This window comes from Bradyrhizobium liaoningense (assembly GCF_018130955.1).
Taxonomy (GTDB): Bacteria; Pseudomonadota; Alphaproteobacteria; order Rhizobiales; family Xanthobacteraceae; genus Bradyrhizobium; species Bradyrhizobium liaoningense_C.
Genome location: NZ_JAFCJM010000008.1, coordinates 129,880 through 156,586 on the forward strand (window position 1 = coordinate 129,880; position 26,707 = coordinate 156,586).

A 26,707-nucleotide genomic window follows, 5' to 3' on the forward strand; every position below is an offset into this window, starting at 1 on the left:
TCGATGGCGGCAGCAGACGGGATCGTTGCGGAGTTTCGTGCCTTTGGCGCGGGACTTCACCGCGACAAGTTCTGTGTGCGATCCGCTTTCGACATCATCGACCGCTGCGAGACGGCAGGCGTTGGCATCCTCGGCATCGAGGGCTTTTACCTGACCGACACGACGACCATTCCCCAGCTCGATCACATCCTCGATCTGAGCGCGGGCATGACGGCCTACGACGTCGCGCGGCAGTTCCTTCGCCATGGCGAAGGGCTGCCGTTGTTCTACGAATTCACCTTCCACGGATGATCACGACCGCGCGGCGGTCTTCAACAATAGCTGCACTCAGGAGGCTCACATGGCAGATGCCTATATCTACGACCACGTCCGAACCCCGCGCGGCCGCGGCAAGGCCGACGGCGCGCTGCACGAGGTGACCGCGCTCGCGCTGGCCACCGTGCCGCTGCAGGCGCTCAAGGAGCGCAACAATCTGCCGGAAGACTCCGTCGACGACGTCGTGCTCGGCGTGGTCGATCCCGTCGGCGAAGCCGGAAGCGACATCGCGCGCTTCGCCGCGCTCAAGGCCGGCCTCGGCGAAGCCGTTCCCGGCGTGCAGATCAGCCGCTTCTGCGCCTCCGGCCTGGATGCCGTGAATTTTGCCGCCGCCCAGATCATGAGCGGCCAGCATGAACTCGTGATCGGCGGCGGCGCCGAATCGATGAGCCGCGTCGGCATCGGCGCGTCCGGCGGCGCCTGGCCGATGGATCCCTCGATGGCCGTGCCCGCCTACTTCATGCCGCAGGGCGTCTCGGCCGATCTGATTGCCACGAAGTACGGTTTCTCCCGCGACGACGTCGACGCTTATGCGGTGCAGAGCCAGCAGCGCGCGAGCAAGGCCTGGGACGAGGGCCGCTTCAACAAGTCGGTGGTGCCGGTGAAGGACATCAACGGCCTCACCATTCTCGCCAAGGACGAGCACATGCGTCCGACGACGACGATGCAGTCGCTGGCGCAGCTGCAGCCGTCGTTCACGATGATGGCGCAGATGGGCGGTTTTGACGGCGTCGCGCTTCAGTCGCACCCGGAAATCGAGCGCGTCAATTACGTGCACCATGCCGGCAACTCGTCGGGCATCGTCGACGGCGCGGGCGCCGTGCTGCTCGGCAGCAAGGAGGCGGGTGCGAAGTATGGCATGAAGCCGCGCGCAAAGATCCGTGCCTTTGCCAACATCGGCTCGGAGCCCGCGATGATGCTGACCGGTCCGGTCGACGTCACCGAAAAACTGTTTGCGCGTTCGGGCATGAAGAAGTCGGACATCGACCTGTTCGAGCTCAACGAGGCCTTTGCCTCCGTCGTGCTGCGCTACATCCAGGCCTTTGACATCGACAACGCCAAGATCAACGTCAATGGCGGCGCGATCGCGCTCGGCCATCCGCTCGGCGCCACCGGTGCGATGATTTTGGGCACCGTGCTCGACGAGCTCGAGCGCACCAACAAGTCCACCGCGCTGGTGACGCTGTGCATCGGCGGCGGCATGGGCACCGCAACCATCATCGAGCGCGTCTAAGGCTGAGGGAGCACCAACATGACCTACAAGAACTTCAAGGTTGAGACCGACGCCGACGGCATCGCGCTCGTCACCTGGGACATTCCGGGCCGTTCGATGAACGTGCTCGACGAGACCTCGACCAGCGAGCTCGAGGCGATCGTGAAGGCGACCACCGCGGACGCTGCGGTGAAGGGCGTCGTCATCACCTCGGCCAAGGACGCCTTCTGCGCCGGTGCCGACCTCTCCATGCTCGAGGGCATGAACCAGGCCTACGCCAAGGTTCTGAAGGAACAGGGCGAGACGGCGGCGAACCAGATGCTGTTCGACCAGAGCCGGCGCTTCTCGCTGGTGCTGCGTGGCATCGAGACCTCGGGCAAGCCGTGGGCGGCCGCGATCAACGGCCTCGCGCTCGGCGGCGGTTTCGAGATCACGTTGTGCTGCCACTATCGCGTCGCGGCCGAAAATCCCAAGACCCGCCTCGGGCTGCCCGAAGTCAAGGTCGGCCTGTTCCCCGGCGCCGGCGGCACGCAGCGCGTGCCGCGGCTGGTGCCGCCGCAGGACGCGATGACCATTTTGCTCAAGGGCGACCCGGTCACGCTCGACAAGGCGAAGCAGCTCAACCTCATCCACGCCATCGTTCCGGCTGCCGATCTGATCAAGGCCGCGAAGGACTGGATCAAGGGCGGCGGCAAGGCGGTCGCGCCATGGGACGAAAAGGGCTTTAAGCTCCCCGGCGGTCCGGTGTTCTCCAAGAACGGCATGATGATGTTCCCGGCCGGCAACGCGATCTACCGCCGCGAGACCTACGACAACTATCCGGCCGCGCGCGCCATCATGAGCTGCGTCTATGAAGGCCTCCAACTGCCGATCGACGCGGCGCTGCGCGTGGAGTCGCGTTACTTCACCTCGGTGCTGCGCTCGAAGGAAGCGGCCGCGATGATCCGCAGCCTGTTCCTGTCGATGCAGGAGCTGAACAAGGGCGCGCGCCGTCCGAAGGACGTCGCCCCGACCAAGGTGAAGAAGATCGCCGTGATCGGCGCCGGCTTCATGGGCGCGAGCGTCGGCTACGTCTCGGCCCGCGCCGGCCTCGACGTGGTCCTGATCGACCGCGACCAGGAAAGCGCAGACAAGGGCAAGGCCCACGCGCAGAAGGTGATCGAGGAGCAGATCAAGAAGGGCCGCGCCAAGCCCACCGACGCTGAAGCGCTGCTCGCGCGCATCACGGCAACGGCCGACTACGCCGCCCTGAAGGACGTCGACCTCGTCATCGAGGCCGTGTTCGAGGACCGCAAGGTCAAGGCCGACACCTTTGCCAAGGCGCAGGAGTATCTCAAGCCCGACGTGGTCTTCGCGTCGAACACCTCGACGCTGCCGATCACCTCGCTTGCCGAGTCCTTCAAGGACCAGGGCAAGTTCGTCGGCATCCACTTCTTCTCGCCGGTCGAGAAGATGATGCTGGTCGAGATCATCCTCGGCAAGAACACCGGCGATCTCGCGCTGGCAACCGCGCTCGATTACGTCCGGCAGATCGGCAAGACGCCGATCGTCGTGAACGACAGCCGCGGCTTCTATGCCAACCGCTGCGTCGGCCGTTATATCGCCGAAGGCAACGAAATGTTCCTCGAAGGCGTGCCGCCGGCGATGATCGAGAACTGCGCCAAGATGGCGGGCATGCCGGTTGGCCCGCTCTCGCTGTCGGATGAAGTCGCGCTCGACCTCGGGCTCAAGGTGATGAAGGCGACGGAAGCCGACCTCGGCCCCAACGCCGTCAACCCCGACCAGAAGAAACTGATGGTGGAGATGGTCGAGAAGCAGGGCCGTCTCGGCCGCAAGAACAGCAAGGGCTTCTATGACTACCCCGAGAAGGGCAAGGGTCAGAAGAGCCTGTGGCCGGGTCTCTCCGCGCTGCAGCCCAAGCAGCTCGATCCTGACACGCTCGACGTCGAGGAGTTGAAGCAGCGCTTCCTGGTGGTGCAGGCGGTGGAAGCCGCGCGCACGGTCGAGGATAACGTCATCACCGACCCGCGCGAGGCGGATGTCGGCTCGATCCTCGGCTTCGGCTTCGCGCCGTTCACCGGCGGCACGCTGTCCTATATCGACTTCATGGGCACGAAGAAGTTCGTCGAGCTCTGCCACAAGCTGGAAGCCAAATACGGCTCCCGCTTCACGCCGCCGAAGTTGTTGGTGGAGATGGCGGCGAAGGGCGAAACCTTCTACGGCCGTTTCGCGCCGAAGAAGGCTGCGGCCTAGCTCTCCACTGTCATCCCGGACAAGCTCACGGCAACGCGCGAGCGTTGCTGTGAGCGCCGATCCGGGACCCCCGCGCGAGCGCGTAGCGTTCGTCGCGATAACCACAGGGAGCAGTTTGGCGAAAGCTGGTCATGGCCAGTTCATGCAACAACGAACATCCGGGGTAATGGGTCCTGGCTTTCGCCAGGACGACTGTGTGGATCGACCACATCAAAACAAAGGCCGGATCGTCGATCCGGCCTTCTTCACATCAGTCCCCCACGCATTCGCGATGCCACGCTCGCGCCGCGCTGCGTTCGCAGGGGCGCCATGCCCGCCTCGTCGTGGCATCGCTCTTGCTACCGCTCTTGCCAGCAAGCCGGTAAGGCGACAATCAGCATCAAGGTGTCCCGTAGTGAACTCACCGGTGTCTCAAAAGAGTGCGGCCGGCATCGCGGTCCAATTCGCGCCCCTGTCCTTTGTAAGCGGCCTGCTGACGCGCCGAAAATCCTTGCGCCTGCGCCGCAAGGTTCCGTCCTGGGCAGGATTGGCGCTACTCGTTCTGGCCGCGGATATTCTTCTGGCGGTGTCCGCCTGGGTGGCCGTCGATTTCGTCCTCCGCTGAGAGGTCCCAGCGGTGCAGATGGAACGTCGCCAGCATATAGGCGAGCTGGCTGACGACGAGGCATCCGACGATGACCGATACACCAGCGAAGAATTCAAAGCCCGAAGTCTGAAGAACGATCGCGGACACCACCGCGATCAACGGCGAGACCAGAAGCAGGGCCCAGACCCGGAACAACAGACCTGTCGCGAGGCCGGCGATCAAGCTCGCAAGCAGGAGGGTGACAGCAACGGTCACAGTTCAATTCCACTTCACGAAGCCCCCCGCGATCATTGGTGGCCAACCAGATCGCACAAGCAAGCGTGCTGTCACGCGTGGTGTGGACAAGGCCGGGTTATTATTAACTCCGACAATGCCGCTCAAATTGATATCGGCCGGTCTCCCCGGTTGAATCTGCGGACACAACGTCGAGGCAAAACAAAAAGAGCCGGATCATTGATCCGGCTCTTTGGAACTCGACCGGGCGACTTCACGTCGCCTGCGCGAGGCCTTCGCGCTTCAAGGCTTCCTGCACCTGCGGCCGCGCGGCGACGCGGGCCTTGTAGGTGGTGAGGTTCGGCATCGCCGAGAGATCGAACTTCATGCGGTCGCCCCAGGTCAGCATGGTGAAGAGATAGCCGTCGGCGACCGTGAACTGCTTGCCCATGAGGTAGTCGCGTCCCGCGAGCTGGCTGTCGATATATTTCAGCTTGCCCATGACGCGGTCCTTGAAGAATGTTTTCGCATCGTCGTTCAGCGCCGGCGCGAACAGCGGACCAAAGCTCTTGTGCACCTCCGAGGTGAGGAAGTTCAGCCACTCCAGCAGCTTGTAGCGCTCGGAACTGTCGCGCGCCGGCGCCAGCGCTTTCGCGGCGGCCTGGTCGGCGATCATCTGGACAATGACCGGTCCTTCGGTCACGATCTCACCGCTATCGAGGCCCAGCGCCGGGACCTGGCCCTTGGGATTCACCTTCAGATAGTCTTCACCGTTTTCGAGCTTCTTGGCGCGGATATCGACCTTGACGAGGTCATAGGGCAGGCCCGCTTCCAGGAGCGCAATGTGGGGGGACAGTGAGCATGCGCCGGGCGAATAGTAGAGTTTCATGGAATTTTCTCCTGCCGGTGGTTGGTTACGGCGGAGGAATGACTACATGCACTTGCATTAAATAGTCAAGATTGATGCATATGCATCAAGTGCGGTAGAGTGAGCATACGATCGAGAACCGGACCATGAAGCGCAAACCATCGACCGAGGCGACCTCCGCCTGGATCCGCCTGATGCGGGTGCAGAGCCGGGTGCTCGACTGCGTCGAGCAGGACCTGAAGAAGGCCGGCTTTCCGCCGCTGGCCTGGTACGACGCGCTGCTGGAACTGTCGCGCGCGCCGACGGGTGAATTGCGACCGGTGGAACTCGAGCGGCAGATGCTGATCCCGCAATATTCGACCTCGCGGCTGATCGACCGTCTGGTCGACGAGGGCCTGGCGGCCCGGCGCGAATGCAAGATCGACAAGCGCGGCCAGTTCGTCGAGATCACCGAAGCCGGCCGCGAATTGCAGAAGCGGATGTGGGGCGCCTATTCCGCCGCGATCGAAAAATATGTCGGCTCGAAACTGTCCGATGCGGACGCCGTGAAGCTCAGCGCTCTGCTCGATCGTCTGGGCTGCTCCTGCGGCGAAATGAAGCTGCCCGTCAACGAGAGCGCGACGGCGCGATGATCCCGCATCACCCCACATCGTCCGCGGCCCCCCCGGGTTCGCGGACTTCACTGTCACCTCGCGCATTCGGTCGAAGCGCTTTTGATTAGAGTTTGATATGGCGCGAGACCAGATCGATATGACGCCGCTGCAATCGCGCGACGAACTCGTCGCGTGGTTCGAGGAGGGCAGCAAGCCGCGGAACGAATTCCGTATCGGCACCGAGCACGAGAAGACGCCATTCACGCTCGATGGCCTCCACCCGGTGCCCTACGCCGGTGCGCGCGGCATCGGCGCGTTGCTCGACGGCATGAAGCTCCTGCTCGGCTGGGAGCCGATCATGGAGAAGGGCAACATCATCGGCCTTTATGACGTCACCGGGGGCGGCGCGATCTCGCTCGAGCCGGGCGGACAGTTCGAACTGTCGGGCGCGCCGGTCGAGACCGTGCACCAGACCCAGAGCGAGCTGATGGCCCATCTGGCCCAGGTGCGCGAGATCGCAACGCCGCTCGGCATCGGCTTCCTTGGGCTCGGCATGACGCCATCCTGGTCACGCGCTGAAATCCCGGTCATGCCGAAGGGCCGCTACAAGATCATGACGAACTACATGCCGAAGGTCGGCAAGTACGGCATCGACATGATGTACCGGACCTGTACCGTGCAGACCAATCTCGACTTCTGCTCCGAAGCCGACATGGTCAAGAAGCTGCGCGTCGCGCTGGCGCTGCAGCCGGTCGGCACCGCGCTGTTCGCCAATTCGCCCTTCACCGAAGGCAAGCCGAACGGCTTCCTCTCCTTCCGCTCCGAGATCTGGCGCGACACTGACAATGCGCGCGCGGGCATGCTGCCCTGGGCGTTCGAGGACGGCATGGGTTTTGAGCGCTATGTCGACTATGCGCTCGACGTACCCATGTACTTCGTCAAGCGCGGCGACGATTACATCGACGTCTCGGGTTCGTCCTTCCGCGCCTTCTTCGAGGGCCGCAACAATTCGCTTCCCGGCGAACGGCCGACGCTGTCGGACTGGGCCAATCATCTGTCGACGATCTTCCCCGAGGTGCGGCTCAAGCGCTATCTCGAGATGCGCGGTTCGGACGGCGGCCCCTGGGGCCGGCTGCCGGCGCTGCCGGCCTTCTGGGTCGGGCTGCTCTATGATGACACCTCGCTCGATGCGGCCTGGGACATAGTCAAGCACTGGAGCGCGCATGAGCGCCAGGCGCTGCGCGACGATGTGCCGCGCTTCGGCTTCAAGTCCCGCATCAAGGACCGCTATCTGTTCGAGATTGCCAAGGAATGCCTGATGCTGGCCCACGCAGGCTTGCGGCGCCGTGGGCGGATCGATCATCTCGGCCGTGACGAGACCCGCCACCTCGAGCCGCTCGACCGCATCATCGATTCCGGGCGGACGCCGGCCGAAGAGCTGCTGGAGAAATTCAACGGGCCCTGGAAGGGCTCGGTGGAACCGGCCTATGCGGAATACGCGTTCTAGAGCCTGATCCGGAAAAGTGCGAAGCGGTTTTCCGAAAAGACCATGCTTAAACAGTAACCTAAAGCGCGATGATGATTCATCCTGATCTCATCGCGCTTCAGAGCGTTTTCAGGCGAAGTGGACGCCGGTTCGCGTCAAGAAAACGCGTCAAAGCTAGAATCCAGAGCCCCGTTTCGATTTCATCGGAACGGGGCTCTAGTTCAATCGTCTGATTGCGCCCTTGGCGCCGTTCATCGCCCATACAGGTTTGCGGCGATCAAATGACCGGCTGCAAAAAAGGGCAATGCGTTCAACAACTCGAAAGCTGTTCTGATGGGGAAAGGCCGCCTGCCTGGGGCCCTCATGGCAAAGGTTTTGGCATGGGCGATGCTGCTTGTGGCCGCGCTCGCGCCGCCGCTTGCCCGGGCGCAGACGGCGTTCGACCGCCCGGGCGGCGATTATTTCAACACGCCGGTGGTCTCCGGCGACCCCGAGGATTGCGCGCTGCTCTGCGAGCGCGACCGCAAATGCCGGGCCTGGAGTTTTAGCTATCCCGACATCGAGGGCGGCAAGGCGGTGTGCTGGCTCAAGAACACCGTGCCGCCGCGCGTTCCCGAAAGCTGCTGCATCTCCGGCGTCCGCGGCGCCGGCGTCGTCGAGCCGCGTATCGAAGGCGTGGAGAATTCGACCGACCGCCCCGGCGGAGACTTGCGCAATTTCGCGCTGAAGCCCGATGAGAGCGAGGACGCCTGCAAGGCGGCCTGCGTTGCCGACAACAAATGCCGCGCCTTCACCTATGCGCGGCCCGGCTACACCGGCCGCGAAGCGCGCTGCTTCCTGAAGAAGGAAATCAAGCCGCCGCGAAAGAAGGCAGGGTTCATTTCGGGCGTGGTGCGGTAGCCCGAGACTCGGTGCCGTAGGGTGAGTTAGCCCCGCGGATTGCGCAAAGCGCAATCCGCTCGGCGTAACCCACCACTTCTGTCACCGCGGAAGCCAAAGCGGTGGGTTACGCCTTCGGCTAACTCACCCTACGATTCCTCCATCGCCGCAATCACCGTGAGCTCCGGCCACAGCGCCTTCCAGCGCGCGGCCTTCGCAGCGTAATTCGCCGCGGAAAAGTTCGGGCCCGGGTTGGGCCGCGCGATCAGGCCAGCGACATCGTCAAAGCCATGCGGTGCGTAGACGTCGTAGCCGTCGCCTGTCCTTCTGATGCCGATTTGCGTGTTCCGGGTGAGGAAGCGATCGATGCCCTCGGTCGAGCAGGTCAGCGGCGGATAGGGCAGGTCGTGCTTGGCCGGATACCAGAGATGCACGCGCGCCTGGTTGCGCGCTTCGACCTTCGCCGGGAGATGCGCGAGCCGCTGCTGCAGGGCGCGGATCACCGCATCTTCCGCCTCCCATGAGGTATCAGGATCGAAATAGAACACGTCGTAATCGGCAATGCCGTGATCGACCGCGCGTCCCGAGAGCACATTCCACGCGCTCTGCACCAGGCAGCCGGAGACGAGCCACGCATCGGGCAGCGCGAGTTCGAACAAAACGTCGGTGATCGCGACGTTGTTCGGGTTCTGGAGCGCGAGAGCGAGGAATTCGTCACGGGTCATCGAGAATCGTAGGGTGGGCAAAGGCGCACTTGCGCCGTGCCCACCATCTCTCCAGGATTGAGACAGAAGCGGTTGGCGCGCGTTCGCGCGACCCGTTGGCTTTGCCCACCTACGATTCGCGCGCTTGGCCGCTCACTTCACCGCGGTGAAGAACCGCGCGACGCGAAAACCGGACAGCCAGGTCCACACCGGCTGGCTGCGCATGCCGAGGTCCCAGGAGCCGAGCACGGCATCGGCGCGTCCGACGAGATTGTCGATCGGCAGCAGCCCGACGCCGCCGGAGCGCAGCGGCACGCGGCTGTCGGCTGAGTTATCGCGGTTATCGCCGAGCACGAACAGATGGCCGGCCGGCACCTTCACCTCCGGCGTGTTGTCGAGCGGGCCGTTGTCGCGCATCTTGAAGATGAGATGCGACACGCCGTTCGGCAGCGTCTCGACATAGCGGTAGGCGGGCTCGCTGCCGCCATTGTCGTCCTCGGCCTGTCCGACGCCGTCAGGCTTCAATTCGCAGGGACGGTCGTTGACGAAAAGCTGGCCCTGCCGGATCTGGATGCGGTCGCCGGGCAATCCGACCACGCGCTTGACCCAGGCCTGCGAGCGGTCGCCGGGCCAGCGGAACACCACGACGTCGCCGAGCTTGGGCGTCTCGGCGAACACGCGGCCGGTTTCCGGCAAATTGATCTGGATCGGCAGCGACGAGGTGCCGTAGCCATAGGGGAATTTGGAGGCGAGCAGCGCATCGCCGATCAGGAGCGTCGGCTCCATCGAGCCGGACGGCACGTAGAACGGCTCGGCCAGCGCGCCCTTGGCGATGAACACCGCCGCGACGATGCCGGCGAGCTGCACGAGCTGCCCGCGCCAGCCGCTGCCTTTCACGCTGTCCTTGGGCTTCGTGGTCGCCACTTTCTCAACGCTCATGCGCCGGTGCCTCCAACCGTGATGCGCTCCATCAGCAGCGACGGCTGGCCGACGCCGACGGGAACGCCCTGTCCGTTCTTGCCGCAGGTGCCGATGCCGGTATCGAGCGCGAGATCGTTGCCGATCATGCGGATGCGATGCAGGTCGGTCGGCCCGTTGCCGATCAGCATGGCGCCCTTGAGCGGCGCGCCGATCTTGCCGTTCTCGATCTTGTAGGCCTCGGTGCACTGGAAGACGTATTTGCCCGAGGTGATGTCGACCTGGCCGCCGCCGAAATTCGCGGCGAACACACCGTTCTTCACCGAAGCGATGATCTCGCCCGGCTCGCGGTCGCCGGCCAGCATATAGGTGTTGGTCATGCGCGGCATCGGCACATGGGCATAGCCCTGGCGCCGGCCGTTGCCGGTCGGCTTCATGTTCATCAGCCGCGCGTTCTGCCGGTCCTGCATGTAGCCGACCAGAATGCCGTCCTCGATCAGCACGGTGCGGTTGGTCGGCGTGCCCTCGTCGTCGATCGAAAGCGAGCCGCGGCGCGAGGCAATGGTGCCGTCGTCGACCACGGTGACGCCCTTGGCCGCGACCTGCTGGCCCGTCAGGCCGGCAAAGGCCGAGGTCTTCTTGCGGTTGAAGTCGCCCTCGAGGCCATGGCCGACCGCTTCATGCAGCATCACGCCGGGCCAGCCGGCGCCCAGCACCACGTCCATCTCGCCGGCCGGCGCCGGCACGGATTCGAGATTCACCAGCGCCTCGCGCAACGCGCCGTCGGCGGCGTCGCGCCAGTTCTTGGTCTCGATGAATTCGGCATAGCCGGCGCGGCCGCCATAGCCCTTGCTGCCGCTCTCCTGCCGGTCGCCTTGGCCTGCGACGACGGACACGTTCACGCGCACCAGCGGGCGGATGTCGCGATAGCTCTCGCCGTCCGGCCGTAGGATTTCCACGACCTGCCAGGTCGCGCCGAGACTCACGCTGACCTGCCGCACCCGCGGATCCTTGTCGCGCAAGTAGGCGTCGATCTCGGCAAGCAGCTTGACCTTGGCCTCGAAGCCCGGCGCGTCCAGCGGATTGTCGTCACTATAAAGCCGCACGTTGGTATGCGCAGGCGGGGCGGCGAAGCTGCCGGAGTAACCGCCGCGAACGGCGGCGACTGCGTCGGCCGCGCGGATCAGCGCCGGGAGCGATACGTCGGAGGAATGCGCATAGCCGACCGCATCGTCCTTGACGGCGCGCAGGCCAAAACCCTGCGAGGTGTCATAGGTCGCCTGCTTCAGCCGGCCATTGTCGAACATCAGCGCTTCGGTCTGGCTGTATTCGAGGAACAATTCGCCGTCGTCGGCGCCGGACAGCCCGCGCGCGACTTCGTGGCGGACCTGGTCGCGGTCGAGGTTGGCGCGCTCGAGCAGGGAGGTAGTGGCGGGATTTGTCATCATGCGTCCGTTGTCGGGGATGTCTGGGGCAAGATAATGGTTTCGGATGCGTTCGGCGAGGGGCGGTCCAAACACATTACGGAAACGACATGATTGAAATTATTGCGATATCCGAAGCGCATATCGAAAGCTTCCACCGCACCCTCGATGCGGTTTCGCGCGAGCGGCGCTATCTCGCCTTTCTGGAGGCGCCACCGTTCCCGGACACGCGCAGCTTCGTGCTCGACATGATCGCCCATGGGCATCCGCAATTTGTCGCCCTTTCCGGCGGCGAAGTCGTTGGCTGGTGTGATGTCAGGCGGCATCCGCGTCCGATCTACGCCCATGCCGGCATCCTCGGTATGGGCCTTTTGCAGCCGTTTCGGGGCCAGGGCATCGGAAGGCGCTTGATTCGGACGACACTCGACGCCGCGCAGGCCGCCGGCATGATTCGGGTCGAGCTCTCGGTTCGCGAAGACAATCTGAACGCGATCGCGCTCTACAAGAGCGTCGGCTTTGCCGTCGAGGGATTGTCGCGCAATGCGGTCAGGATCGATGGGGTCTATGAGAACGTGATCCAGATGGCGGTGCTGTTTTAGAATTCCCGTCATTGCGTGATGATGGAGTCCGGGGAGACTGCCGCCTTCTCATCGTCATTCCGGGGCGCGCGGAGCGCGAGCCCGGAATCCATAACCACAGGCCTGTGTTGCTTGCGCGAGATCGGGGCCGATCTCGGTCGCCACAACGCAATCCTGTGGTTATGGATCCCCGCCTTCGCGGGGATGACATCGAATGCTTGGCCGATTGTTTCGCCCACAAGCCGCGCAGGCGCTGCCTACGGCAGCTTGTCATAGCCGTCGCCGAGCCCGTTCAGGCTGAGCGGGAAGCCAATGCCTTCTTCCGGCGTCTCGAAGATGATGAAGGTCGCGGTCTTGGCGCTGCGGAGCTGACCCAGCAGCTTGTCGTCCATCACGACCTCGGCGACGCAGCCATTGGGCAGGCAGCGGACGAAGCCGGCGCGGCCGACGTCCTGATTGTCGAGCTTGAGGCCGAGGCCCGAGGGCAAGAGGACGCCCAGGGGCGCGACCACGCGCATCAGGCGGCTCTTCTGGTCGGCGGTCTTGAGCACGATCACGGTCAGGCCGGCGTTGGAGCGGTCCTCGGCGACAACGCTCTGGATCAGGGCGCATTGCTCGGCCTGGGCGCCCGGCGGTGTGTCGCAGCGGATCTGCCAGTCGCCATGCACCGAACGCACCGCCCCCTGCGCGTGGGCAAGGCCGGGCAGGGTGAGCAGGACAACCGCGGCCAGCAGGCCGGCCAGCGTGTTCCAACGTCTCACCTTGCATCCCCTGAGTTTCGAGAGCCCCATCGGGTCAATCCCTCTGATCGCCTTGCAGGTCTTCCAGCTTGCGGGTTCTTCCAGGTCAGTCTCACTCGCCTGGGTCGTTTCGGTCGAACTATCGGAACTGATACGGGAAATGACGGCGTCTTGAAGGCGATTCGCAAGCAAATATCGCGCCGCGCGCCCCGCCTCAGCCCGCACGAATCAGGCCCGGCCCGACCAGCTCGCCTGTGCCTACAGCGGGCAATCCTGCTGTCAAGCCGCAGCGCCTGCGGGAACGGTATTTTTGTCTGATGTTACTGGGAAATATCTTGCGTGTGATGGCTGACAGACCGGGCTCAAGACTGCATTGCGATGGATCAAGAATTATGGTTTGAGAGGCTGATTTCGGCGTTCTAGCGATCTGGCCCAAGTCCCTGAGAGGCGTGCCTCTTAGAGGTATTCTTGAGAGGCGGTTTGTCAGAGGGCGGGTCGGACAAGCATTCCCGGACAATGGGCGGAATGCATTGGGGTAATTCTTGAGGGGAGCGCGAACGGCATGAGGATGTCGATGGGCCGGATGGGCCGGCACTTGCTGGGATTGGCCAACGCCGGTTTGGTAACCGCGGGCTTGTTGCTGGCCGCAGGCGGCGCGGCCATCGCTGGCGAGCTGGGTCAGCCGTCGCCGTGGGAATGGACGCTACAGCCGTCCGCATCGCCGGTGATGGACAACATCGTCTGGTTCCACAATTTCCTGTTCATCATCATCACCCTCATCACGCTGTTCGTGCTGGCGCTGCTGGTGATCGTGGTGGTGAAATTCAACGCCAAGGCCAATCCGGTGCCCTCGCGCACTACGCACAACACGCTGATCGAGGTGGCCTGGACGCTGATTCCGGTGCTCATCCTGGTCGGCATCTCGGTGCCGTCGTTCCGCCTCCTGTTCCTCCAGCTGGACCTGCCGAAGGCGGACCTGACCGTCAAGGCGACCGGCAAGCAGTGGTACTGGTCCTACGCCTATCCCGATAACGGCAAGTTCGAATTCGATTCGCTGATGGCGCAGGACAAGCAGCCGCGCCTGCTCGGCGTCGACAACGAAATGGTCGTGCCGGTCAACAAGGTGATTCGCGTCCAGACCACCGGCGCCGACGTCATCCACGCGTTCGCGTTGCCGGCCTTCGGCGTCAAGATCGACGCCATTCCCGGCCGCCTGAACGAGACCTGGTTCAAGGCCACCAAGACCGGCATGTATTACGGCCAGTGCTCCGAGCTGTGCGGCAAGGACCACGCCTTCATGCCGATCGCGATTCGCGTGGTCAGCGACCAGGAGTTCGCCTCCTGGGTCGAGGCGGCGAAGAAGAAATATGCGAGCGGCGGCACCAACACCTTCGCTTCGGCTGCGGGCCCGACGCAATAAGCGTCGGTCTGGGGAATAAGGGCGGGACCTCCAGTGGGTCCGAACGGGACGCAAGGCAGGATTTGAAAATGGCAACGAGTGCAGCGACACACAGCGACCACGCTCATGACGATCATGCGCATGACCATCCGACCGGATGGCGGCGCTACGTCTATTCGACGAACCACAAGGACATCGGCACGATGTACCTGGTGTTCGCGGTCATCGCCGGCATCATCGGTGCCGCGATGTCGGTCGCGATCCGCGCCGAGCTGATGATCCCGGGCGTGCAGATCTTCCACGAGACGCACACCTACAACGTCTTCGTGACCTCGCACGGCCTGATCATGATCTTCTTCATGGTCATGCCCGCGATGATCGGCGGTTTCGGCAACTGGTTCGTGCCGCTGATGATCGGCGCGCCCGACATGGCGTTCCCGCGCATGAACAACATCTCGTTCTGGCTGCTGCCGGCCTCCTTCGCGCTGCTCCTGATCTCGACCTTCGTCGAGGGCGAGCCGGGCGCCAACGGCGTCGGCGCCGGCTGGACCATCTACGCGCCGCTGTCGACCTCGGGCCATCCGGGTCCGGCCGTCGACTTCGCGATCCTGGCGCTGCATCTTGCCGGTGCCTCGTCGATCCTGGGCGCGATCAACTTCATCACCACGATCTTCAACATGCGCGCGCCGGGCATGACCCTGCACAAGATGCCGCTGTTCGTATGGTCGATCCTGGTGACGGTGTTCCTGCTGCTGCTGTCGCTGCCGGTGCTCGCCGGCGCGATCACCATGCTGCTCACCGACCGTAATTTCGGCACCACCTTCTTCTCGCCCGACGGTGGCGGCGACCCCGTGCTGTTCCAGCACTTGTTCTGGTTCTTCGGTCACCCCGAGGTGTACATCCTGATCCTGCCCGGCTTCGGCATGATCAGCCAGATCGTGTCGACCTTCTCGCGCAAGCCCGTGTTCGGCTATCTCGGCATGGCCTACGCCATGGTCGCGATCGGCGGCATCGGCTTCGTGGTGTGGGCGCACCACATGTACACGGTCGGCATGTCGTCGGCGACGCAGGCCTATTTCGTCGCCGCCACGATGGTCATCGCGGTTCCGACCGGCGTCAAAATCTTCTCGTGGATCGCCACCATGTGGGGCGGCTCGATCGAATTCCGCGCCCCGATGATCTGGGCGGTGGGCTTCATCTTCCTGTTCACGGTCGGCGGCGTCACCGGCGTCGTGCTGGCGAATGCCGGCGTCGATCGCGTGCTGCAGGAGACCTATTACGTCGTCGCGCACTTCCACTACGTGCTGTCGCTCGGCGCCGTGTTCGCGATCTTCGCCGGCTGGTACTACTGGTTCCCGAAGATGACGGGCTACATGTACAATGAGGGCCTCGCGAAGCTGCACTTCTGGGTCACCTTCATCGGCGTCAACCTGGTGTTCTTCCCGCAGCACTTCCTCGGCCTGTCGGGCATGCCCCGCCGTTACGTCGACTATCCGGACGCGTTTGCCGGCTGGAACTACGTCTCGTCGGTCGGCTCCTACATCTCCGGCTTCGGCGTGCTGATCTTCCTCTACTGCGTGATCGACGCCTTCACGCGCAAGGTTCCTGCCCCGAACAATCCGTGGGGTGCGGGCGCGACCACGCTGGAATGGACGCTGTCCTCGCCGCCGCCCTTCCACCAGTTCGAAGTTCTGCCGCGCGTGCAGTAAGCAACATTTGCCGCGGCGCCTCTCGGGGCGCCGCCGCTCTATCCCGAAGCGAGTAACTTTACGTGTCGGTCCTCGATCATAGTGCCATCGACGTCGAGCCCCGGATCTCCGAGGCCGATGTTTCCGATTACATTGCGCTGCTGAAGCCGCGGGTGATGTCGCTCGTGATCTTCACGGCGCTGGTCGGGATGATGATGGCGCCGGGGCACTTCCATCCCGTGCTGGCGTTCACCTCGCTGCTCTGCATCGCGGTCGGCGCCGGTGCGTCCGGCGCGCTCAACATGGCGCTGGAAGGCGACATCGACGCCAAGATGTCGCGCACGGCCAACCGCCCGATCCCGCGCGGCCGCGTCACCAAGCCCGAGGCGATGACGTTCGGCATGACGCTCGCCTTCTTCTCGGTGATGACGCTCGGCATTCTCGTCAACTGGATCGCGGGCGCGCTGCTCGCTTTCACCATTTTCTTCTACGTCGTGATCTACACGCTTCTCTTGAAGCGCTGGACCGCGCAGAACATCGTGATCGGCGGTGCCGCCGGTGCGCTGCCGCCGGTGGTAGCCTGGGCCGCGGCAACGGGCTCGGTCGCAGCCGAGCCGCTGTTCCTGTTCGCCATCATCTTCTTCTGGACGCCGCCGCACTTCTGGGCGCTGGCGCTGTTCCGCTCCGACGACTATGCGCGCGCCGGCATTCCGATGCTGCCCAACGTCGCCGGTCCGGACGCCACGCGCCTGCAGATCTTGCTCTACACCATCGTGCTGATCGCGGTTGCCGCGGCGCCCTGGGCGCTCGGCTATTTCGATCTCGTCTACGGCGTCACCTCGCTGATCCTCGGCGCCGGCATGCTGGTGTTCGCGATCGAGGTTTTCATTCGCCGCGAGCGCAGCCAGTCGCTGCGCGCGACCCGCAAATTGTTTGCTTTCTCCATCCTTTATCTGTTCGCGCTGTTTGCGACCCTGCTCGCCGAGGTCGCGTTCCGGGCGCTTGCTCCGCTGGTAGGGGGCGCATGATCGAGGCATGGCCGACAAACCCGAGCCAGATGGAATCGTCCTCACCGAGGCGCAGAAGAAGAGCCGCCGTCAGCGTTCGATCGCGATCGCGCTCGCACTCGGCGTGCTCGTGCTCCTGTTCTTCGCGGTCACAATGGTCAAGGGACCGGCGGTGCTGATACGGCCGATGTAACGAGAGAGATGGATCAGAAACCGACCATAGCGCAGGACGTGACCCCCAAGCCGGCGCAGCCCCAAAAGGCGGCGACGCGCCGCGGGCTGGGCCGCGACACGCTGGTCGCCTCGATCTGCGGCCTCGTCGTAGCCCTGATGGTCGGCGCGTCCTACGCGGCCGTGCCGTTCTACAACTGGTTCTGCCGCGCCACTGGCTTCAACGGCACCACGCAGGTCGCGACCTCGGCGCCCGCCACCGGACCGCTGGCGCGGAAAATCGCGGTGCGTTTCGATGCCAATGTCGGGCCGGGCCTGCCCTGGAAGTTCGAGCCCGAGCAGACCGAGATCGAGGTCAATGTCGGCCAGGTCGTGACCGTCTACTACACCGTAACCAACCAGGCGGCGCGCACCACGGCGGGGCAGGCGGCCTACAACGTCGCGCCGCTGACGGTCGGATCCTATTTCCAGAAGATCAACTGCTTCTGCTTCACCGAGCAGACCATGGCGCCCGGCGAGAAGCGGGAGATGCCGGTGGTGTTCTATGTCGATCCGTCGCTCGCCGACGATCATGAGAATGACGGGCTCGGCACGATCACGCTTTCCTATACGTTCTATCCCGTGCGCGATCCGGTGGTGAAGCCGCTCGCCTCGGGCGAGGGCGACAGACGCAAGGGTAATCTTTGATCGCCGGGATCGCTTGAGATCCCGATGATTGGAATTCGAGGGGACAAGTGCCTCACAGGCACGGGCTAAGGAGACTGACCGCAATGGCAACCGCGCACGGCAAGCAACACGATTACCACCTGGTCGATCCCTCTCCGTGGCCGGCCGTCGGCTCGGTGTCGGCCTTCGTCATGGCGCTCGGCGCCATCGCCTGGATGCACCACATGTTCAAGGGTGCGCCGATCGTGTTCGGCATCGGCACCATCGGCGTGCTCTACACCATGGCGAGCTGGTGGGGCGACGTGATCAAGGAAGCCCAGTACAAGGGCGACCACACCCGCGTCGTGCAGCTCCATCACCGCTACGGCATGATCCTGTTCATCGCCTCCGAGGTGATGTTCTTCGTCGCCTGGTTCTGGGCCTATTTCAACGCGGCGCTGTTCCCGGCGGATGCCGTCCACGCCACCCGTGACGCCGTGTTCGGCTGCGGCCTCGGCACCCAGGCCGGCGCCTGCGCCGTGCCGGGCACCTGGCCGCCGAAGGGCATCGAGACCTTCGACCCCTGGCACCTGCCGCTGCTCAACACGCTGATCCTGCTCACCTCCGGCACCACCGTGACCTGGGCCCATCACGCGCTGCTGGAGAACGATCGCCAGGGCCTGAAGTACGGCCTGATCCTCACCGTCCTGCTCGGCGCCGCCTTCACCTGCGTGCAGGCCTATGAGTACGCCCACGCGGCGTTCTCCTTCGCCGGCAACGTCTACGGCGCGACCTTCTTCATGGCGACCGGCTTCCACGGCTTCCACGTGCTGGTCGGTACCGTGTTCCTGATCGTCTGCCTGGCGCGCGCCTATGCCGGCCACTTCACGTCGAAGCAGCACCTCGGCTTCGAATTCGCCGCCTGGTACTGGCACTTCGTCGACGTGGTGTGGCTGTTCCTGTTCCTCTGCATCTACGTCTGGGGCCGCGGCGCCGAGGCCATGGCGCACGGCGCGCACTAGGTCCTCATCGATCGTGCTACAAGGGGCGGCCGCCACGGCCGCCCCTTTCGTTTAACAGGAGAGGGGAAGGAGCGCGTATGACTGACTATCCTCCCACGACCGTCCTGCAGAGCGCGATGCGCGGGCTCGCTTGCAAATGTCCGCGCTGCGGCCAGGGCAAGATGTATGCGGGCTTTCTGACGCTGGCACCGTCCTGCGACCGCTGCGGTCTCGACTACGCCTTCATCGACACCGGCGACGGGCCGGCGATCTTCATCATCATGCTGGCCGGGGCGATCGTGGTGGCCTGCGCGCTCATCGTCGAGGTCAAGTACCAGCCGCCGTTCTGGCTTCATGCGGTGCTGTGGCTGCCGCTCATCCTCGCGACCACGCTGTTGCCGCTGCGCTCGATGAAGTCGCTGCTGATCGCGCTGCAATTCCACCACAAGGCGGCGCCGGGCCAACTGATCGACCGCCCGAAATGAACGCTGACGCGCCGCGCAAGCCGGCCATTGCCGGCTTTGCCCTGTTCACGCTGATCGTCATGGGTGCCTTCATCTCGCTCGGCGTCTGGCAGCTGCAGCGCCGCACCGCCAAGCACGAGTTGATCGCAGCGCTTACCGAGCGCCTTGCGGCGCCGCCCACAGCCCTGCCGGCGCCCGCGCAATGGAGCACGCTGAACGCGGCCAGCGACGAGTTTCGCCGCGTCACCTTCACAGCGACCTATGCGCCGCTGCCGGACGCGATGGTCTACAGCTCCGGCTCCGCCGTGCGCAGGGACGCCTCCGGCCCCGGCACCTGGGCCTTCTTGCCGGCGCGGTTGTCTGATGGCGCGATGGTCGCGATCGATGCGGGCTTCGTCGAGAACACGATGCAGGATCGCTCGGTGCAGGACCGCGCGACGAAAAAACTCGTGACTGGCGAGCCGGTCACGCTGACCGGTTACCTCCGTTTCCCGGAAGCGCCAGGCTTGCTCACGCCGGCCGAAGACCGCGCCAAGCGGCTGTGGTTCGTGCGCGATCAGCACCTGATGGCGAGCGCGCTGGGCTGGGGCACGGTCGCGCCGTTCTATGTCGATCTGGAGCAGCCGGTGCCTGAGAACGGCATCCCGCGGCCCGGACCGCTCGACGTGCATCTGAAGGACGACCATCTGCAATACGCCATCACCTGGTTCTCGCTCGCGGGGGCCGTGCTGATCGCGTTCGGCGTCTGGGCGAGGGGACGGCGGCGGGCCTAAGCCGGTTCCCAGAGTTTCCGTTCCGATAGAATCGGAACGGAAACTCCGGATACTTGTTTTGACGCGTTTTCTTCACGCGAACCGGTATCCACTTCGCTTGAAAACGCTATAGCCCCGGAATTGTCCGGTCTTCCCATCCAGCGCAGGGTTCACGACTATTGGCCTAAGGCGCGATCGCATTTGTGCGGGGCGCACAGTAGGGTTGAGCGCGTGAACGATATCGACCAGATGGGCATCGTCGTGGATTGGCTGGACGCCTGCCGCAAGGGCGACCTCACCACGCTGCTCGACCTCTACGCCGACGATGCGGAGCTGGAATGCCAGTGCGCCGGCTCGCATGTCTATCACGGCCGCAACGAGATCGGCGCGTACTGGGAACCGAAGATCGGCGCCTTCTCCTTCACCGGCGTCGGCCTCGAGGACATCAGCCCCGCGCCGCAGGGTATCGAGCTCGAATATTCCGTTGCCGGCTCGTTGCGCATCCGCGCCCTGTTCGGCTTCGGCGCCGACGGCAAGATCGTCCGCACGCTCTGCGGGCCAGCGCAGCAGAATCCGGCCGATTGCTGCGCGTGCTAAAGCGTTTTCGAGCGAAGTGGATACCGGTTCGCGTCAAGAAAACGCGTCAAAATTGAATCTCGCGCCCGTTCCGAGTCCATTGGAACAGCGCTCGAGTCTGCAATCGCTGCAGCAATCCGCAGGACGGCGTTGTCATATTAGGTCAATTCTAACGGAGGTGGCATAATTCGCTCTTTCCATTTGTTCCCGGCGGGGTATCTGTCGGGAAACGAGGGCGCGCAATGCAAGACACCGCCAAGCCTGCGACCAGGGTTTTGATCGTCGACGACCATCCCGTGGTGCTATCAGGTTGCAGGACCCTCCTCGGCGTCGACCAGTCGATCCGGATCGACGAGGCAAGCGACGCAAAATCCGGTCACCGCGCCTATATCAGCAAACGTCCCGACGTCACCGTGATCGACATCGGCTTGCCTGATGTCTCGGGCTTCGAGTTGATGCGCCGCATCCGCAAGGACGATCCGGACGCCAAGATCATCATGTTCAGCATGAACGACGATCCGGCCTTCGTCGTCCGCGCGGTCGAGCTCGGCGCGCAGGGCTACGTGTCCAAGGGCGACGATCCCAGGATCCTGTTGAAGGCGGTGCGCAAGGTCGTCGCCGGCGACAACTTCATCTCGCCGCAGCTTGCCGAGGCCGTGACGTTCTCCGGAGCTGCGATCAAGGCCAATCCAGCCTCGCAAATGACGCCGCGCGAGTTGGAGATTTTGCGTCTGCTCGGCCGCGGCCACAAGATCGTCGAGGTCGCCGAAGCGCTCGGCATTTCCTACAAGACGGTCGCCAACACCACCTCGCTGTTGAAGCAGAAGCTCGCCGCCAAGAACCACTCCGACCTGATCCGCATTGCGGTTGCGATCGGGCTGGATTGAGCGCGTCCCCGCCGGGAAAACCTGGAACAATCGCCGCTGCTCGCGGTTTTTGCACTTGACGATCCCACGGCGGCCGACGATAGCTCACCGCCTGCGATTTGACGGGGACGCGACGCGGACGAGGGATAAAGTAGGTCTGCACAAATTAACGACAGACCCTTCCAGGAGAGGGCTGCGGCGACCCCGCGGCCCTTTTTCTTGGGCCTAAGGCATGATCCGGAAAAGTGTGCAGCGGTTTTCCGAAAAGATCATGCGCAAACAAAGAGCTAAGGCGCGATGCCTAAAGCCATCGCGCTTTAGACGCGACGCCGAAGCGGTTTCCCGATCCCGCAAAACGCTTTATGGTGCCGCCCCAGTCGGTGACGGGCGAAACAAGTAACTTCATTAAAATCAAAGGTTTAGGCTAAGGGCCGACCTTTGGAGGGCGGTTTGACGCGATATCTTTCGACCCGGGGCGAGGCCCCCGAGCTTGGCTTCTGCGACGTGATGCTGACCGGGCTTGCCCGCGACGGCGGCCTCTACGTGCCCGCGGAGTGGCCGCAGCTTTCGCACGAGACCATCGCAAAGTTCTTCGGCCGTCCCTATTGGGAGGTCGCGGTCGACGTCATCCGCCCGTTCGCCGCCGGCGAGATTTCCGATGCCGAGCTCGGCCGCATGGCGAACGAAGCCTACGCCACCTTCCGCCATCCCGCAGTCGTGCCGCTGCGCCAGATGTCGCCGCACCAGTTCGTGCTCGAGCTGTTCCACGGCCCGACGCTGGCGTTCAAGGACGTCGCGATGCAGCTGATCTCGCGGCTGATGGATCACGTGCTCGCCAAGCGCGGCCAGCGCACGACCATCGTGGTTGCGACCTCGGGCGACACCGGCGGCGCCGCGGTCGAGGCCTTCGCAGGGCTGGAGAACGTCGATCTCATCGTGCTGTTTCCGAACGGCCGCATCTCCGACGTGCAGCGTCGCATGATGACGACGACGGGCGCTGCCAACGTGCATGCGCTCGCGATCGAGGGCACGTTCGACGATTGCCAGGCCATCGTGAAGGGGATGTTCAACCATCACCGCTTCCGCGACCAGGTCGCGCTGTCCGGCGTCAACTCGATCAACTGGGCGCGCATCGTCGCGCAGGTGGTCTACTATTTCACCTCCGCCGTCGCCGTCGGTTCGCCCGCGCGCCAGGTCGACTTCACCGTGCCCACCGGCAATTTCGGCGACATCTTTGCCGGCTACGTCGCCAAGCGCATGGGCCTGCCGGTGCGGACCTTGCGGATCGCCGCCAACGTCAATGACATCCTCGCGCGCACGCTCAAGACCGGCATCTACGAGGTGCGCGAGGTGCACGCCACGGCGTCGCCCTCGATGGACATCCAGATCTCCTCGAACTTCGAGCGCCTGCTGTTCGAGGCCGGCAAGCGCGATGCGGGCAGCGTTCGCCGCCTGATGGATTCGCTGAAGCAGTCGGGCCGCTTCGTGCTGCCCGATGCGACGCTCGCGGCCGTGCGCGAGGAGTTCGACGCAGGACGTGCCGACGAAACCGAGACCTCGGCTGCGATCCGCGCCGCCTGGCGCGAGGCCGGCGAGCTCGTCGATCCCCACACCGCGGTGGCGCTGGCCGTAGCCGACCGCGACTCCACGGACACTGGTGTTCCTAACATCGTGCTGTCCACCGCGCATCCGGCGAAATTCCCCGACGCGGTCGAGGAGGCCTGCGGCGTGCGGCCGCAACTTCCTGCCTGGCTTGACGGGTTGATGACCAAATCCGAACACATGAAGGTGGTGAAGAACGACCAGGCCGAGGTCGAGCGGTTCGTGCTGTCGGTCAGCCGCGCCGCGAAACAGGGAGTCGCCGGATGAGCGTCGAGATCTCCAAGCTGACGTCCGGCCTCACTGTCGTCACCGACAACATGTCCCATGTCGAGACTGCCGCGCTCGGGGTCTGGGCCGGCGTCGGCGGACGCGACGAGAAGCCGAACGAGCATGGCATCTCGCATCTGCTGGAGCACATGGCGTTCAAGGGCACGACGCGGCGTTCCTCGCGCGAGATCGTCGAGGAGATCGAGGCCGTCGGCGGCGACCTCAACGCCGGCACCTCGACCGAGACGACATCCTATTATGCGCGGGTGATGAAGGCCGACGTGCCGCTGGCGCTCGACGTGCTCTCCGACATCCTCGCCAATCCCGCCTTCGAGCCGGACGAGCTCGAGCGCGAGAAGAACGTGATCGTGCAGGAGATCGGCGCCGCGCAGGACACGCCCGACGACGTCGTGTTCGAGCATCTCAACGAGCTCTGCTACCCGGACCAGCCGATGGGCCGCTCGCTGCTCGGCACCGCCAAGACGCTGCGCGGCTTCAACCGCGACATGCTGCGCGGTTATTTGTCGACGCATTATCGCGGACCCGACATGGTCGTGGCCGCGGCCGGCGCGGTCGATCACAAGCAGGTGGTGGCCGAGGTCGAGAAGCGGTTCTCGAGCTTTGAAGGAACGCCCGGACCGAAGCCGCAGACGGCGCAGTTCGGCAAGGGCGGCGCGAAGGTGGTGCATCGCGAGCTCGAGCAGGCGCACCTGACGCTGGCGCTGGAAGGCGTGCCGCAGACCGATCTGTCGCTGTTCTCGCTCCAGGTCTTCACCAACATCCTCGGCGGCGGAATGTCGTCGCGGTTGTTCCAGGAGGTGCGGGAGAAGCGCGGGCTCTGCTACTCCATCTACAGCTTTCACGCGCCCTATACCGATACCGGGTTCTTCGGGCTCTACACCGGCACCGATCCCGCCGACGCGCCCGAGATGATGGAGGTCGTGGTCGACATCATCAACGATTCGGTGGAGACTCTGACGGAGGCCGAGATCGCCCGGGCCAAGGCGCAGATGAAGGCCGGCCTGTTGATGGCGCTCGAGAGCTGCTCGTCGCGCGCCGAGCAGCTTGCGCGGCACGTGCTGGCCTATGGCCGGCCGCAGACGGTGCAGGAATTGGTGGACCGAATCGATGCGGTCAGCGTTGAATCGACCCGCAATGCGGCGCGGGCGCTGTTGTCGCGGAGCCGCCCTGCCGTGGTTGCATTGGGCAGCGGCAGGGGTCTGGACACGGCGGTGTCTTTTGCGGAAGGATTGACCAGGGCGCGAGCCAAGGCGCGGTTGCATTAGCACCTGACCTCGCGGGCTGAGGCGCCCCGGGAAGCATCACATGGCCCTGTTTCGCCTGCCATCCAGTGGACCCGCCGCCCTCGCCCCGCGCGGCAATGGCCTCCTGCTGCGCGCGCCGCAGATGTCGGACTTCCTGCAATGGGCACATTTGCGTGAAGCGAGCCGCGACTACCTGACGCCCTGGGAGCCGATCTGGCCCTCGGACGACCTGACCCGCGCGGGCTTCCGCCGCCGCCTGCGTCGTTACGCCGAGGATATCGCCGCGGACCGCTCCTATCCCTTCCTGATCTTCCGGGAACTGGACGGCGCCCTGGTCGGCGGCATCACGCTCGCCAACGTCCGCCGCGGCATCGTCCAGGCCGGCACCATTGGTTACTGGGTGGGACAGCCCCATGCCCATCGCGGCTACATGACCGCGGCGCTCCGGGTGCTGCTGCCGACCCTGTTCGGCGAGCTCAATCTGCACCGGGTCGAGGCCGCCTGCATCCCCACCAACTCGCCCTCGATCCGGGTGCTGGAGAAGTGCGGATTCTCCCGCGAGGGCCTGGCGCGCCGCTATCTCTGTATCAACGGGGTCTGGCAGGACCATCTGCTGTTCGGGCTGCTGCACGAGGATTTTCGCGGCTAACCAAGCCGAAAGTCTGCCAATTGCTGCCTTGGTTTGTGCCTTGGGTTCGCCGATTTTGGCGATATAACCCGCGCCAGAGCGTTTTCGAGCGAAGTGGATACCGGTTCGCATAAAGAAAACGCGTCAAAACAAGAGTCTAACCGGCAACTTGCCGGGGAGTGTCATGGAGTACAGGGCTTTCATGCGGAAAGAGCTTCGTTCATCGCTGGGGATGCCAAGGCGAGGTCTCGTGATCGCGCTGGCCGCCTCGGTTGCGGTGGCCGCCGCCTCGCCGGCGGGCGCCCAATCACTCACCGACCGCTTCAAGAGCCTGTTCGGCGGCAAATCCGACGAGCCGGCCCAGACGACGTCCGCGCCCAACCAGCCTGCCGATTCGCAGGGCGAGGTCGATTGTCCCCAGGTCACCGTGCGCGCCGGCGCGTCCACTTATGCGGTCGCAGCAGCCGGCAAGCAGGCGGTCGGCAACGACGTGCGCTACCAGGCCTCGATCACCAAGATGGCCCGCGAATGCGTTCGCAACGGCGGCGCGATCACGGCGCGGGTCGGCATTCAGGGCCGTGTCGTCGCAGGTCCCGCAGGCGCCCCGTCGTCGGTCGAGGTTCCCTTGCGCATCGCCGTGGTCCAGGGCGGCATCGGCGAGAAGGTGATTGCCTCGAAGGCCTACCGGACCACGGTCGAGATGTCCGAAGACGGCAGCATCCCCTTCACCTTCGTCGCCGAGGATCTGGTCTATCCGCTGCCGTCCCCCGCGGTTGCCGATTCCTACATTTTCTACGTCGGCTTCGATCCGCAGGCGCTGTCGGGATCGAAGGCGCCGGCGAAAAAGAAGAAGTAGGCGCGCGCTACGCGCCGCCCCAATTTCCGCTGTCATGCCCCGCGACCCGGCTACGCCAAGGCTTCGCCGGGGCTTGCGGTCTTGGGGCGCCGAAGCTTTAGCGTAGGCGGCAGGCGGGCATCCAGTACGCCGCGGCTTCTCCGTACCCCTCACTGTCTCTGGAATACCGGATCGCCCGGTCTTCGCCGGGCGATGACGCCGAGAGTGGTCAACAAAAAAGCCGGCGCTCTCGCGCCGGCTTCTTGATTGTCGAGGACCTGTCCCTCAGTTCAGCTTCTTCCGAACCTCGGCGATGCCCTTGGCCAGCAGGTCGTCGGCGACCTGGCCTTTGACCGACTGCGACATGATGGTGGAAGCAGCCTGGACGGCGGCTTCTGCTGCGGCTGCGCGAACGTCCGCGACCGCCTGGGCCTCGGCGAGCGCGATCTTGCTCTCCGCGGTCTTGGTTCTGCGGGCGACGAAGTCTTCCATCTTCGCCTTGGCTTCGGCCGCGATGCGCTCGGCTTCGGACTTGGCGTTGGCGATGATGTCGGCGGCCTCACGCTCGGCAGTGGCGCTGCGCGCCTTGTAGCCGGCGAGCACCTTGGCGGCCTCTTCCTTCAGACGCAGCGCATCGTCGAGCTCGGCCTTGATGCGGGCGGCGCGATGGTCGAGCGCCGTCGTCACCGACTTGAAGACCCCGAGATAGCCGAACACGATCATCAAGATCACGAAGGCGACGGCGACCCAGGTTTCAGGATCGAAGAACAT

The 26,707-nt window shown here is 64.5% G+C and carries 28 protein-coding genes; 21 read left to right on the plus strand and 7 right to left on the minus strand.

The window, feature by feature from the left end:
- Window positions 1-3 precede the first annotated feature (3 nt).
- From JQ632_RS09385 to JQ632_RS09395, 3 genes are read left to right on the plus strand one after another with little or no spacing between them, the layout of a single operon-like run.
- Window positions 4-291: a hypothetical protein gene (locus JQ632_RS09385; protein ID WP_212402014.1), complete on the plus strand. Its 288-nt coding sequence runs from the start codon at window positions 4-6 to the stop codon at window positions 289-291.
- A gap of 49 nt (window positions 292-340) precedes the next feature.
- The gene (locus JQ632_RS09390) at window positions 341-1,549 is read left to right on the plus strand and encodes an acetyl-CoA C-acetyltransferase (protein WP_212402015.1); all 1,209 of its coding nucleotides are present in this window, start codon (window positions 341-343) and stop codon (window positions 1,547-1,549) included.
- An 18-nt stretch (window positions 1,550-1,567) separates the two neighbouring features.
- Window positions 1,568-3,781 (plus strand): FAD-dependent oxidoreductase, encoded by a 2,214-nt coding sequence (locus JQ632_RS09395; RefSeq protein WP_212402016.1) that lies wholly within the window; start codon window positions 1,568-1,570, stop codon window positions 3,779-3,781.
- Between the two features lie 532 nt (window positions 3,782-4,313).
- Here the strand turns inward: JQ632_RS09395 and JQ632_RS09400 are convergent.
- A complete protein-coding gene (locus tag JQ632_RS09400) occupies window positions 4,314-4,622 on the minus strand; it encodes a hypothetical protein (protein ID WP_212402017.1) in 309 nt (102 codons plus the stop codon).
- Window positions 4,623-4,854: 232 nt separating this feature from the next.
- On the minus strand, window positions 4,855-5,469 hold the full coding sequence (gstA, locus tag JQ632_RS09405; protein WP_212402018.1) for a glutathione transferase GstA: 615 nt from the start codon (window positions 5,467-5,469) through the stop codon (window positions 4,855-4,857).
- A 125-nt stretch (window positions 5,470-5,594) separates the two neighbouring features.
- Here gstA and JQ632_RS09410 point away from each other — a divergent pair, with 125 nt between their 5' ends.
- From JQ632_RS09410 to JQ632_RS09420, 3 genes are all read left to right on the plus strand, one after another.
- Window positions 5,595-6,080, plus strand: a complete 486-nt coding sequence (locus JQ632_RS09410; protein ID WP_212402019.1) for a MarR family winged helix-turn-helix transcriptional regulator — start codon at window positions 5,595-5,597, stop codon at window positions 6,078-6,080.
- A gap of 97 nt (window positions 6,081-6,177) precedes the next feature.
- Window positions 6,178-7,548, plus strand: coding sequence for a glutamate--cysteine ligase (locus tag JQ632_RS09415; protein WP_212402020.1), 1,371 nt, complete (start codon window positions 6,178-6,180; stop codon window positions 7,546-7,548).
- A 312-nt stretch (window positions 7,549-7,860) separates the two neighbouring features.
- Window positions 7,861-8,427, plus strand: coding sequence for a PAN domain-containing protein (locus JQ632_RS09420; protein WP_212402021.1), 567 nt, complete (start codon window positions 7,861-7,863; stop codon window positions 8,425-8,427).
- A gap of 128 nt (window positions 8,428-8,555) precedes the next feature.
- Here JQ632_RS09420 and JQ632_RS09425 read toward each other — a convergent pair whose 3' ends face one another.
- The 3 genes from JQ632_RS09425 to tldD form a co-directional block, all read right to left on the minus strand.
- Window positions 8,556-9,131: a nucleotidyltransferase family protein gene (locus JQ632_RS09425; RefSeq protein ID WP_212402022.1), complete on the minus strand. Its 576-nt coding sequence runs from the start codon at window positions 9,129-9,131 to the stop codon at window positions 8,556-8,558.
- A gap of 132 nt (window positions 9,132-9,263) precedes the next feature.
- Window positions 9,264-10,049 (minus strand): signal peptidase I, encoded by a 786-nt coding sequence (gene lepB / locus JQ632_RS09430; RefSeq protein ID WP_212402023.1) that lies wholly within the window; start codon window positions 10,047-10,049, stop codon window positions 9,264-9,266.
- Window positions 10,046-11,473: a metalloprotease TldD gene (gene tldD / locus JQ632_RS09435; protein ID WP_212402095.1), complete on the minus strand. Its 1,428-nt coding sequence runs from the start codon at window positions 11,471-11,473 to the stop codon at window positions 10,046-10,048. Before tldD ends, lepB begins: the two co-directional genes overlap by 4 nt.
- An 89-nt stretch (window positions 11,474-11,562) precedes the next feature.
- Between tldD and JQ632_RS09440 the strand changes: the two genes are divergently transcribed.
- Window positions 11,563-12,051 carry a GNAT family N-acetyltransferase gene (locus JQ632_RS09440; RefSeq protein ID WP_212402024.1) on the plus strand — a complete coding sequence of 163 codons (489 nt, stop codon included), beginning with the start codon at window positions 11,563-11,565 and terminating at the stop codon, window positions 12,049-12,051.
- 236 nt (window positions 12,052-12,287) lie between these two features.
- Here JQ632_RS09440 and JQ632_RS09445 read toward each other — a convergent pair whose 3' ends face one another.
- Window positions 12,288-12,821 carry an invasion associated locus B family protein gene (locus JQ632_RS09445; protein ID WP_212402025.1) on the minus strand — a complete coding sequence of 178 codons (534 nt, stop codon included), beginning with the start codon at window positions 12,819-12,821 and terminating at the stop codon, window positions 12,288-12,290.
- Between the two features lie 511 nt (window positions 12,822-13,332).
- On the opposite strand from JQ632_RS09445, the gene coxB reads away from it, so the two are divergent.
- The 14 genes from coxB (at window position 13,333) to JQ632_RS09515 (ending at window position 25,957) form a co-directional block, all read left to right on the plus strand.
- Window positions 13,333-14,190, plus strand: coding sequence for a cytochrome c oxidase subunit II (gene coxB, locus JQ632_RS09450; RefSeq protein ID WP_212402026.1), 858 nt, complete (start codon window positions 13,333-13,335; stop codon window positions 14,188-14,190).
- A 68-nt stretch (window positions 14,191-14,258) separates the two neighbouring features.
- Entirely contained in the window at window positions 14,259-15,878 is a 1,620-nt protein-coding gene (gene ctaD, locus JQ632_RS09455; RefSeq protein ID WP_212402027.1) for a cytochrome c oxidase subunit I, read from the plus strand.
- Between the two features lie 62 nt (window positions 15,879-15,940).
- On the plus strand, window positions 15,941-16,885 hold the full coding sequence (locus JQ632_RS09460) for a heme o synthase (protein ID WP_212402028.1): 945 nt from the start codon (window positions 15,941-15,943) through the stop codon (window positions 16,883-16,885).
- A 7-nt stretch (window positions 16,886-16,892) separates the two neighbouring features.
- Window positions 16,893-17,057, plus strand: coding sequence for a CoxF protein (locus JQ632_RS09465; protein WP_212402029.1), 165 nt, complete (start codon window positions 16,893-16,895; stop codon window positions 17,055-17,057).
- A gap of 8 nt (window positions 17,058-17,065) precedes the next feature.
- Window positions 17,066-17,722 carry a cytochrome c oxidase assembly protein gene (locus JQ632_RS09470; protein WP_212402030.1) on the plus strand — a complete coding sequence of 219 codons (657 nt, stop codon included), beginning with the start codon at window positions 17,066-17,068 and terminating at the stop codon, window positions 17,720-17,722.
- Between the two features lie 83 nt (window positions 17,723-17,805).
- The gene (locus JQ632_RS09475; RefSeq protein ID WP_212402031.1) at window positions 17,806-18,702 is read left to right on the plus strand and encodes a cytochrome c oxidase subunit 3; all 897 of its coding nucleotides are present in this window, start codon (window positions 17,806-17,808) and stop codon (window positions 18,700-18,702) included.
- 77 nt (window positions 18,703-18,779) lie between these two features.
- Window positions 18,780-19,166 (plus strand): DUF983 domain-containing protein, encoded by a 387-nt coding sequence (locus JQ632_RS09480; protein WP_212402032.1) that lies wholly within the window; start codon window positions 18,780-18,782, stop codon window positions 19,164-19,166.
- Window positions 19,163-19,918 (plus strand): SURF1 family protein, encoded by a 756-nt coding sequence (locus JQ632_RS09485; RefSeq protein ID WP_212402033.1) that lies wholly within the window; start codon window positions 19,163-19,165, stop codon window positions 19,916-19,918. The genes JQ632_RS09480 and JQ632_RS09485 overlap by 4 nt, the downstream gene beginning before the upstream one ends.
- A gap of 210 nt (window positions 19,919-20,128) precedes the next feature.
- Window positions 20,129-20,494 carry a nuclear transport factor 2 family protein gene (locus tag JQ632_RS09490; RefSeq protein WP_212402034.1) on the plus strand — a complete coding sequence of 122 codons (366 nt, stop codon included), beginning with the start codon at window positions 20,129-20,131 and terminating at the stop codon, window positions 20,492-20,494.
- 221 nt (window positions 20,495-20,715) lie between these two features.
- Entirely contained in the window at window positions 20,716-21,360 is a 645-nt protein-coding gene (locus tag JQ632_RS09495; protein ID WP_212402035.1) for a response regulator transcription factor, read from the plus strand.
- A gap of 429 nt (window positions 21,361-21,789) precedes the next feature.
- The gene (thrC, locus tag JQ632_RS09500; RefSeq protein WP_212402036.1) at window positions 21,790-23,208 is read left to right on the plus strand and encodes a threonine synthase; all 1,419 of its coding nucleotides are present in this window, start codon (window positions 21,790-21,792) and stop codon (window positions 23,206-23,208) included.
- Entirely contained in the window at window positions 23,205-24,494 is a 1,290-nt protein-coding gene (locus JQ632_RS09505) for a pitrilysin family protein (RefSeq protein WP_212402037.1), read from the plus strand. The genes thrC and JQ632_RS09505 overlap by 4 nt, the downstream gene beginning before the upstream one ends.
- A gap of 40 nt (window positions 24,495-24,534) precedes the next feature.
- Window positions 24,535-25,122 (plus strand): GNAT family N-acetyltransferase, encoded by a 588-nt coding sequence (locus tag JQ632_RS09510; RefSeq protein WP_212402038.1) that lies wholly within the window; start codon window positions 24,535-24,537, stop codon window positions 25,120-25,122.
- Window positions 25,123-25,303: 181 nt separating this feature from the next.
- Complete coding sequence (locus JQ632_RS09515; protein ID WP_212402039.1) at window positions 25,304-25,957, plus strand: hypothetical protein; 654 nt, start codon at window positions 25,304-25,306, stop codon at window positions 25,955-25,957.
- A 264-nt stretch (window positions 25,958-26,221) separates the two neighbouring features.
- Here JQ632_RS09515 and JQ632_RS09520 read toward each other — a convergent pair whose 3' ends face one another.
- The gene (locus tag JQ632_RS09520) at window positions 26,222-26,707 is read right to left on the minus strand and encodes an ATP F0F1 synthase subunit B (protein ID WP_212402040.1); all 486 of its coding nucleotides are present in this window, start codon (window positions 26,705-26,707) and stop codon (window positions 26,222-26,224) included.

Excerpts from the sequence above, each read along its gene's own strand:
- JQ632_RS09425 (WP_212402022.1), bottom strand. The coding sequence starts at position 9,131 with ATGACCCGTGACGAATTCCTCGCTCTCGCGCTCCAGAACCCGAACAAC.
- JQ632_RS09415 (WP_212402020.1), top strand. The coding sequence starts at position 6,178 with ATGGCGCGAGACCAGATCGATATGACGCCGCTGCAATCGCGCGACGAA.
- JQ632_RS09515 (WP_212402039.1), top strand. The coding sequence starts at position 25,304 with ATGCGGAAAGAGCTTCGTTCATCGCTGGGGATGCCAAGGCGAGGTCTC.
- ctaD (WP_212402027.1), top strand. The coding sequence starts at position 14,259 with ATGGCAACGAGTGCAGCGACACACAGCGACCACGCTCATGACGATCAT.
- gstA (WP_212402018.1), bottom strand. The coding sequence starts at position 5,469 with ATGAAACTCTACTATTCGCCCGGCGCATGCTCACTGTCCCCCCACATT.
- tldD (WP_212402095.1), bottom strand. The coding sequence starts at position 11,473 with ATGACAAATCCCGCCACTACCTCCCTGCTCGAGCGCGCCAACCTCGAC.
- JQ632_RS09505 (WP_212402037.1), top strand. The coding sequence starts at position 23,205 with ATGAGCGTCGAGATCTCCAAGCTGACGTCCGGCCTCACTGTCGTCACC.
- JQ632_RS09485 (WP_212402033.1), top strand. The coding sequence starts at position 19,163 with ATGAACGCTGACGCGCCGCGCAAGCCGGCCATTGCCGGCTTTGCCCTG.
- JQ632_RS09390 (WP_212402015.1), top strand. The coding sequence starts at position 341 with ATGGCAGATGCCTATATCTACGACCACGTCCGAACCCCGCGCGGCCGC.
- JQ632_RS09480 (WP_212402032.1), top strand. The coding sequence starts at position 18,780 with ATGACTGACTATCCTCCCACGACCGTCCTGCAGAGCGCGATGCGCGGG.
- JQ632_RS09495 (WP_212402035.1), top strand. The coding sequence starts at position 20,716 with ATGCAAGACACCGCCAAGCCTGCGACCAGGGTTTTGATCGTCGACGAC.
- JQ632_RS09475 (WP_212402031.1), top strand. The coding sequence starts at position 17,806 with ATGGCAACCGCGCACGGCAAGCAACACGATTACCACCTGGTCGATCCC.
- JQ632_RS09445 (WP_212402025.1), bottom strand. The coding sequence starts at position 12,821 with ATGGGGCTCTCGAAACTCAGGGGATGCAAGGTGAGACGTTGGAACACG.
- JQ632_RS09395 (WP_212402016.1), top strand. The coding sequence starts at position 1,568 with ATGACCTACAAGAACTTCAAGGTTGAGACCGACGCCGACGGCATCGCG.
- JQ632_RS09510 (WP_212402038.1), top strand. The coding sequence starts at position 24,535 with ATGGCCCTGTTTCGCCTGCCATCCAGTGGACCCGCCGCCCTCGCCCCG.
- JQ632_RS09465 (WP_212402029.1), top strand. The coding sequence starts at position 16,893 with ATGGCCGACAAACCCGAGCCAGATGGAATCGTCCTCACCGAGGCGCAG.
- JQ632_RS09420 (WP_212402021.1), top strand. The coding sequence starts at position 7,861 with ATGGGGAAAGGCCGCCTGCCTGGGGCCCTCATGGCAAAGGTTTTGGCA.
- JQ632_RS09520 (WP_212402040.1), bottom strand. The coding sequence starts at position 26,707 with ATGTTCTTCGATCCTGAAACCTGGGTCGCCGTCGCCTTCGTGATCTTG.
- JQ632_RS09470 (WP_212402030.1), top strand. The coding sequence starts at position 17,066 with ATGGATCAGAAACCGACCATAGCGCAGGACGTGACCCCCAAGCCGGCG.
- JQ632_RS09440 (WP_212402024.1), top strand. The coding sequence starts at position 11,563 with ATGATTGAAATTATTGCGATATCCGAAGCGCATATCGAAAGCTTCCAC.
- JQ632_RS09410 (WP_212402019.1), top strand. The coding sequence starts at position 5,595 with ATGAAGCGCAAACCATCGACCGAGGCGACCTCCGCCTGGATCCGCCTG.
- coxB (WP_212402026.1), top strand. The coding sequence starts at position 13,333 with ATGAGGATGTCGATGGGCCGGATGGGCCGGCACTTGCTGGGATTGGCC.
- lepB (WP_212402023.1), bottom strand. The coding sequence starts at position 10,049 with ATGAGCGTTGAGAAAGTGGCGACCACGAAGCCCAAGGACAGCGTGAAA.
- JQ632_RS09385 (WP_212402014.1), top strand. The coding sequence starts at position 4 with ATGGCGGCAGCAGACGGGATCGTTGCGGAGTTTCGTGCCTTTGGCGCG.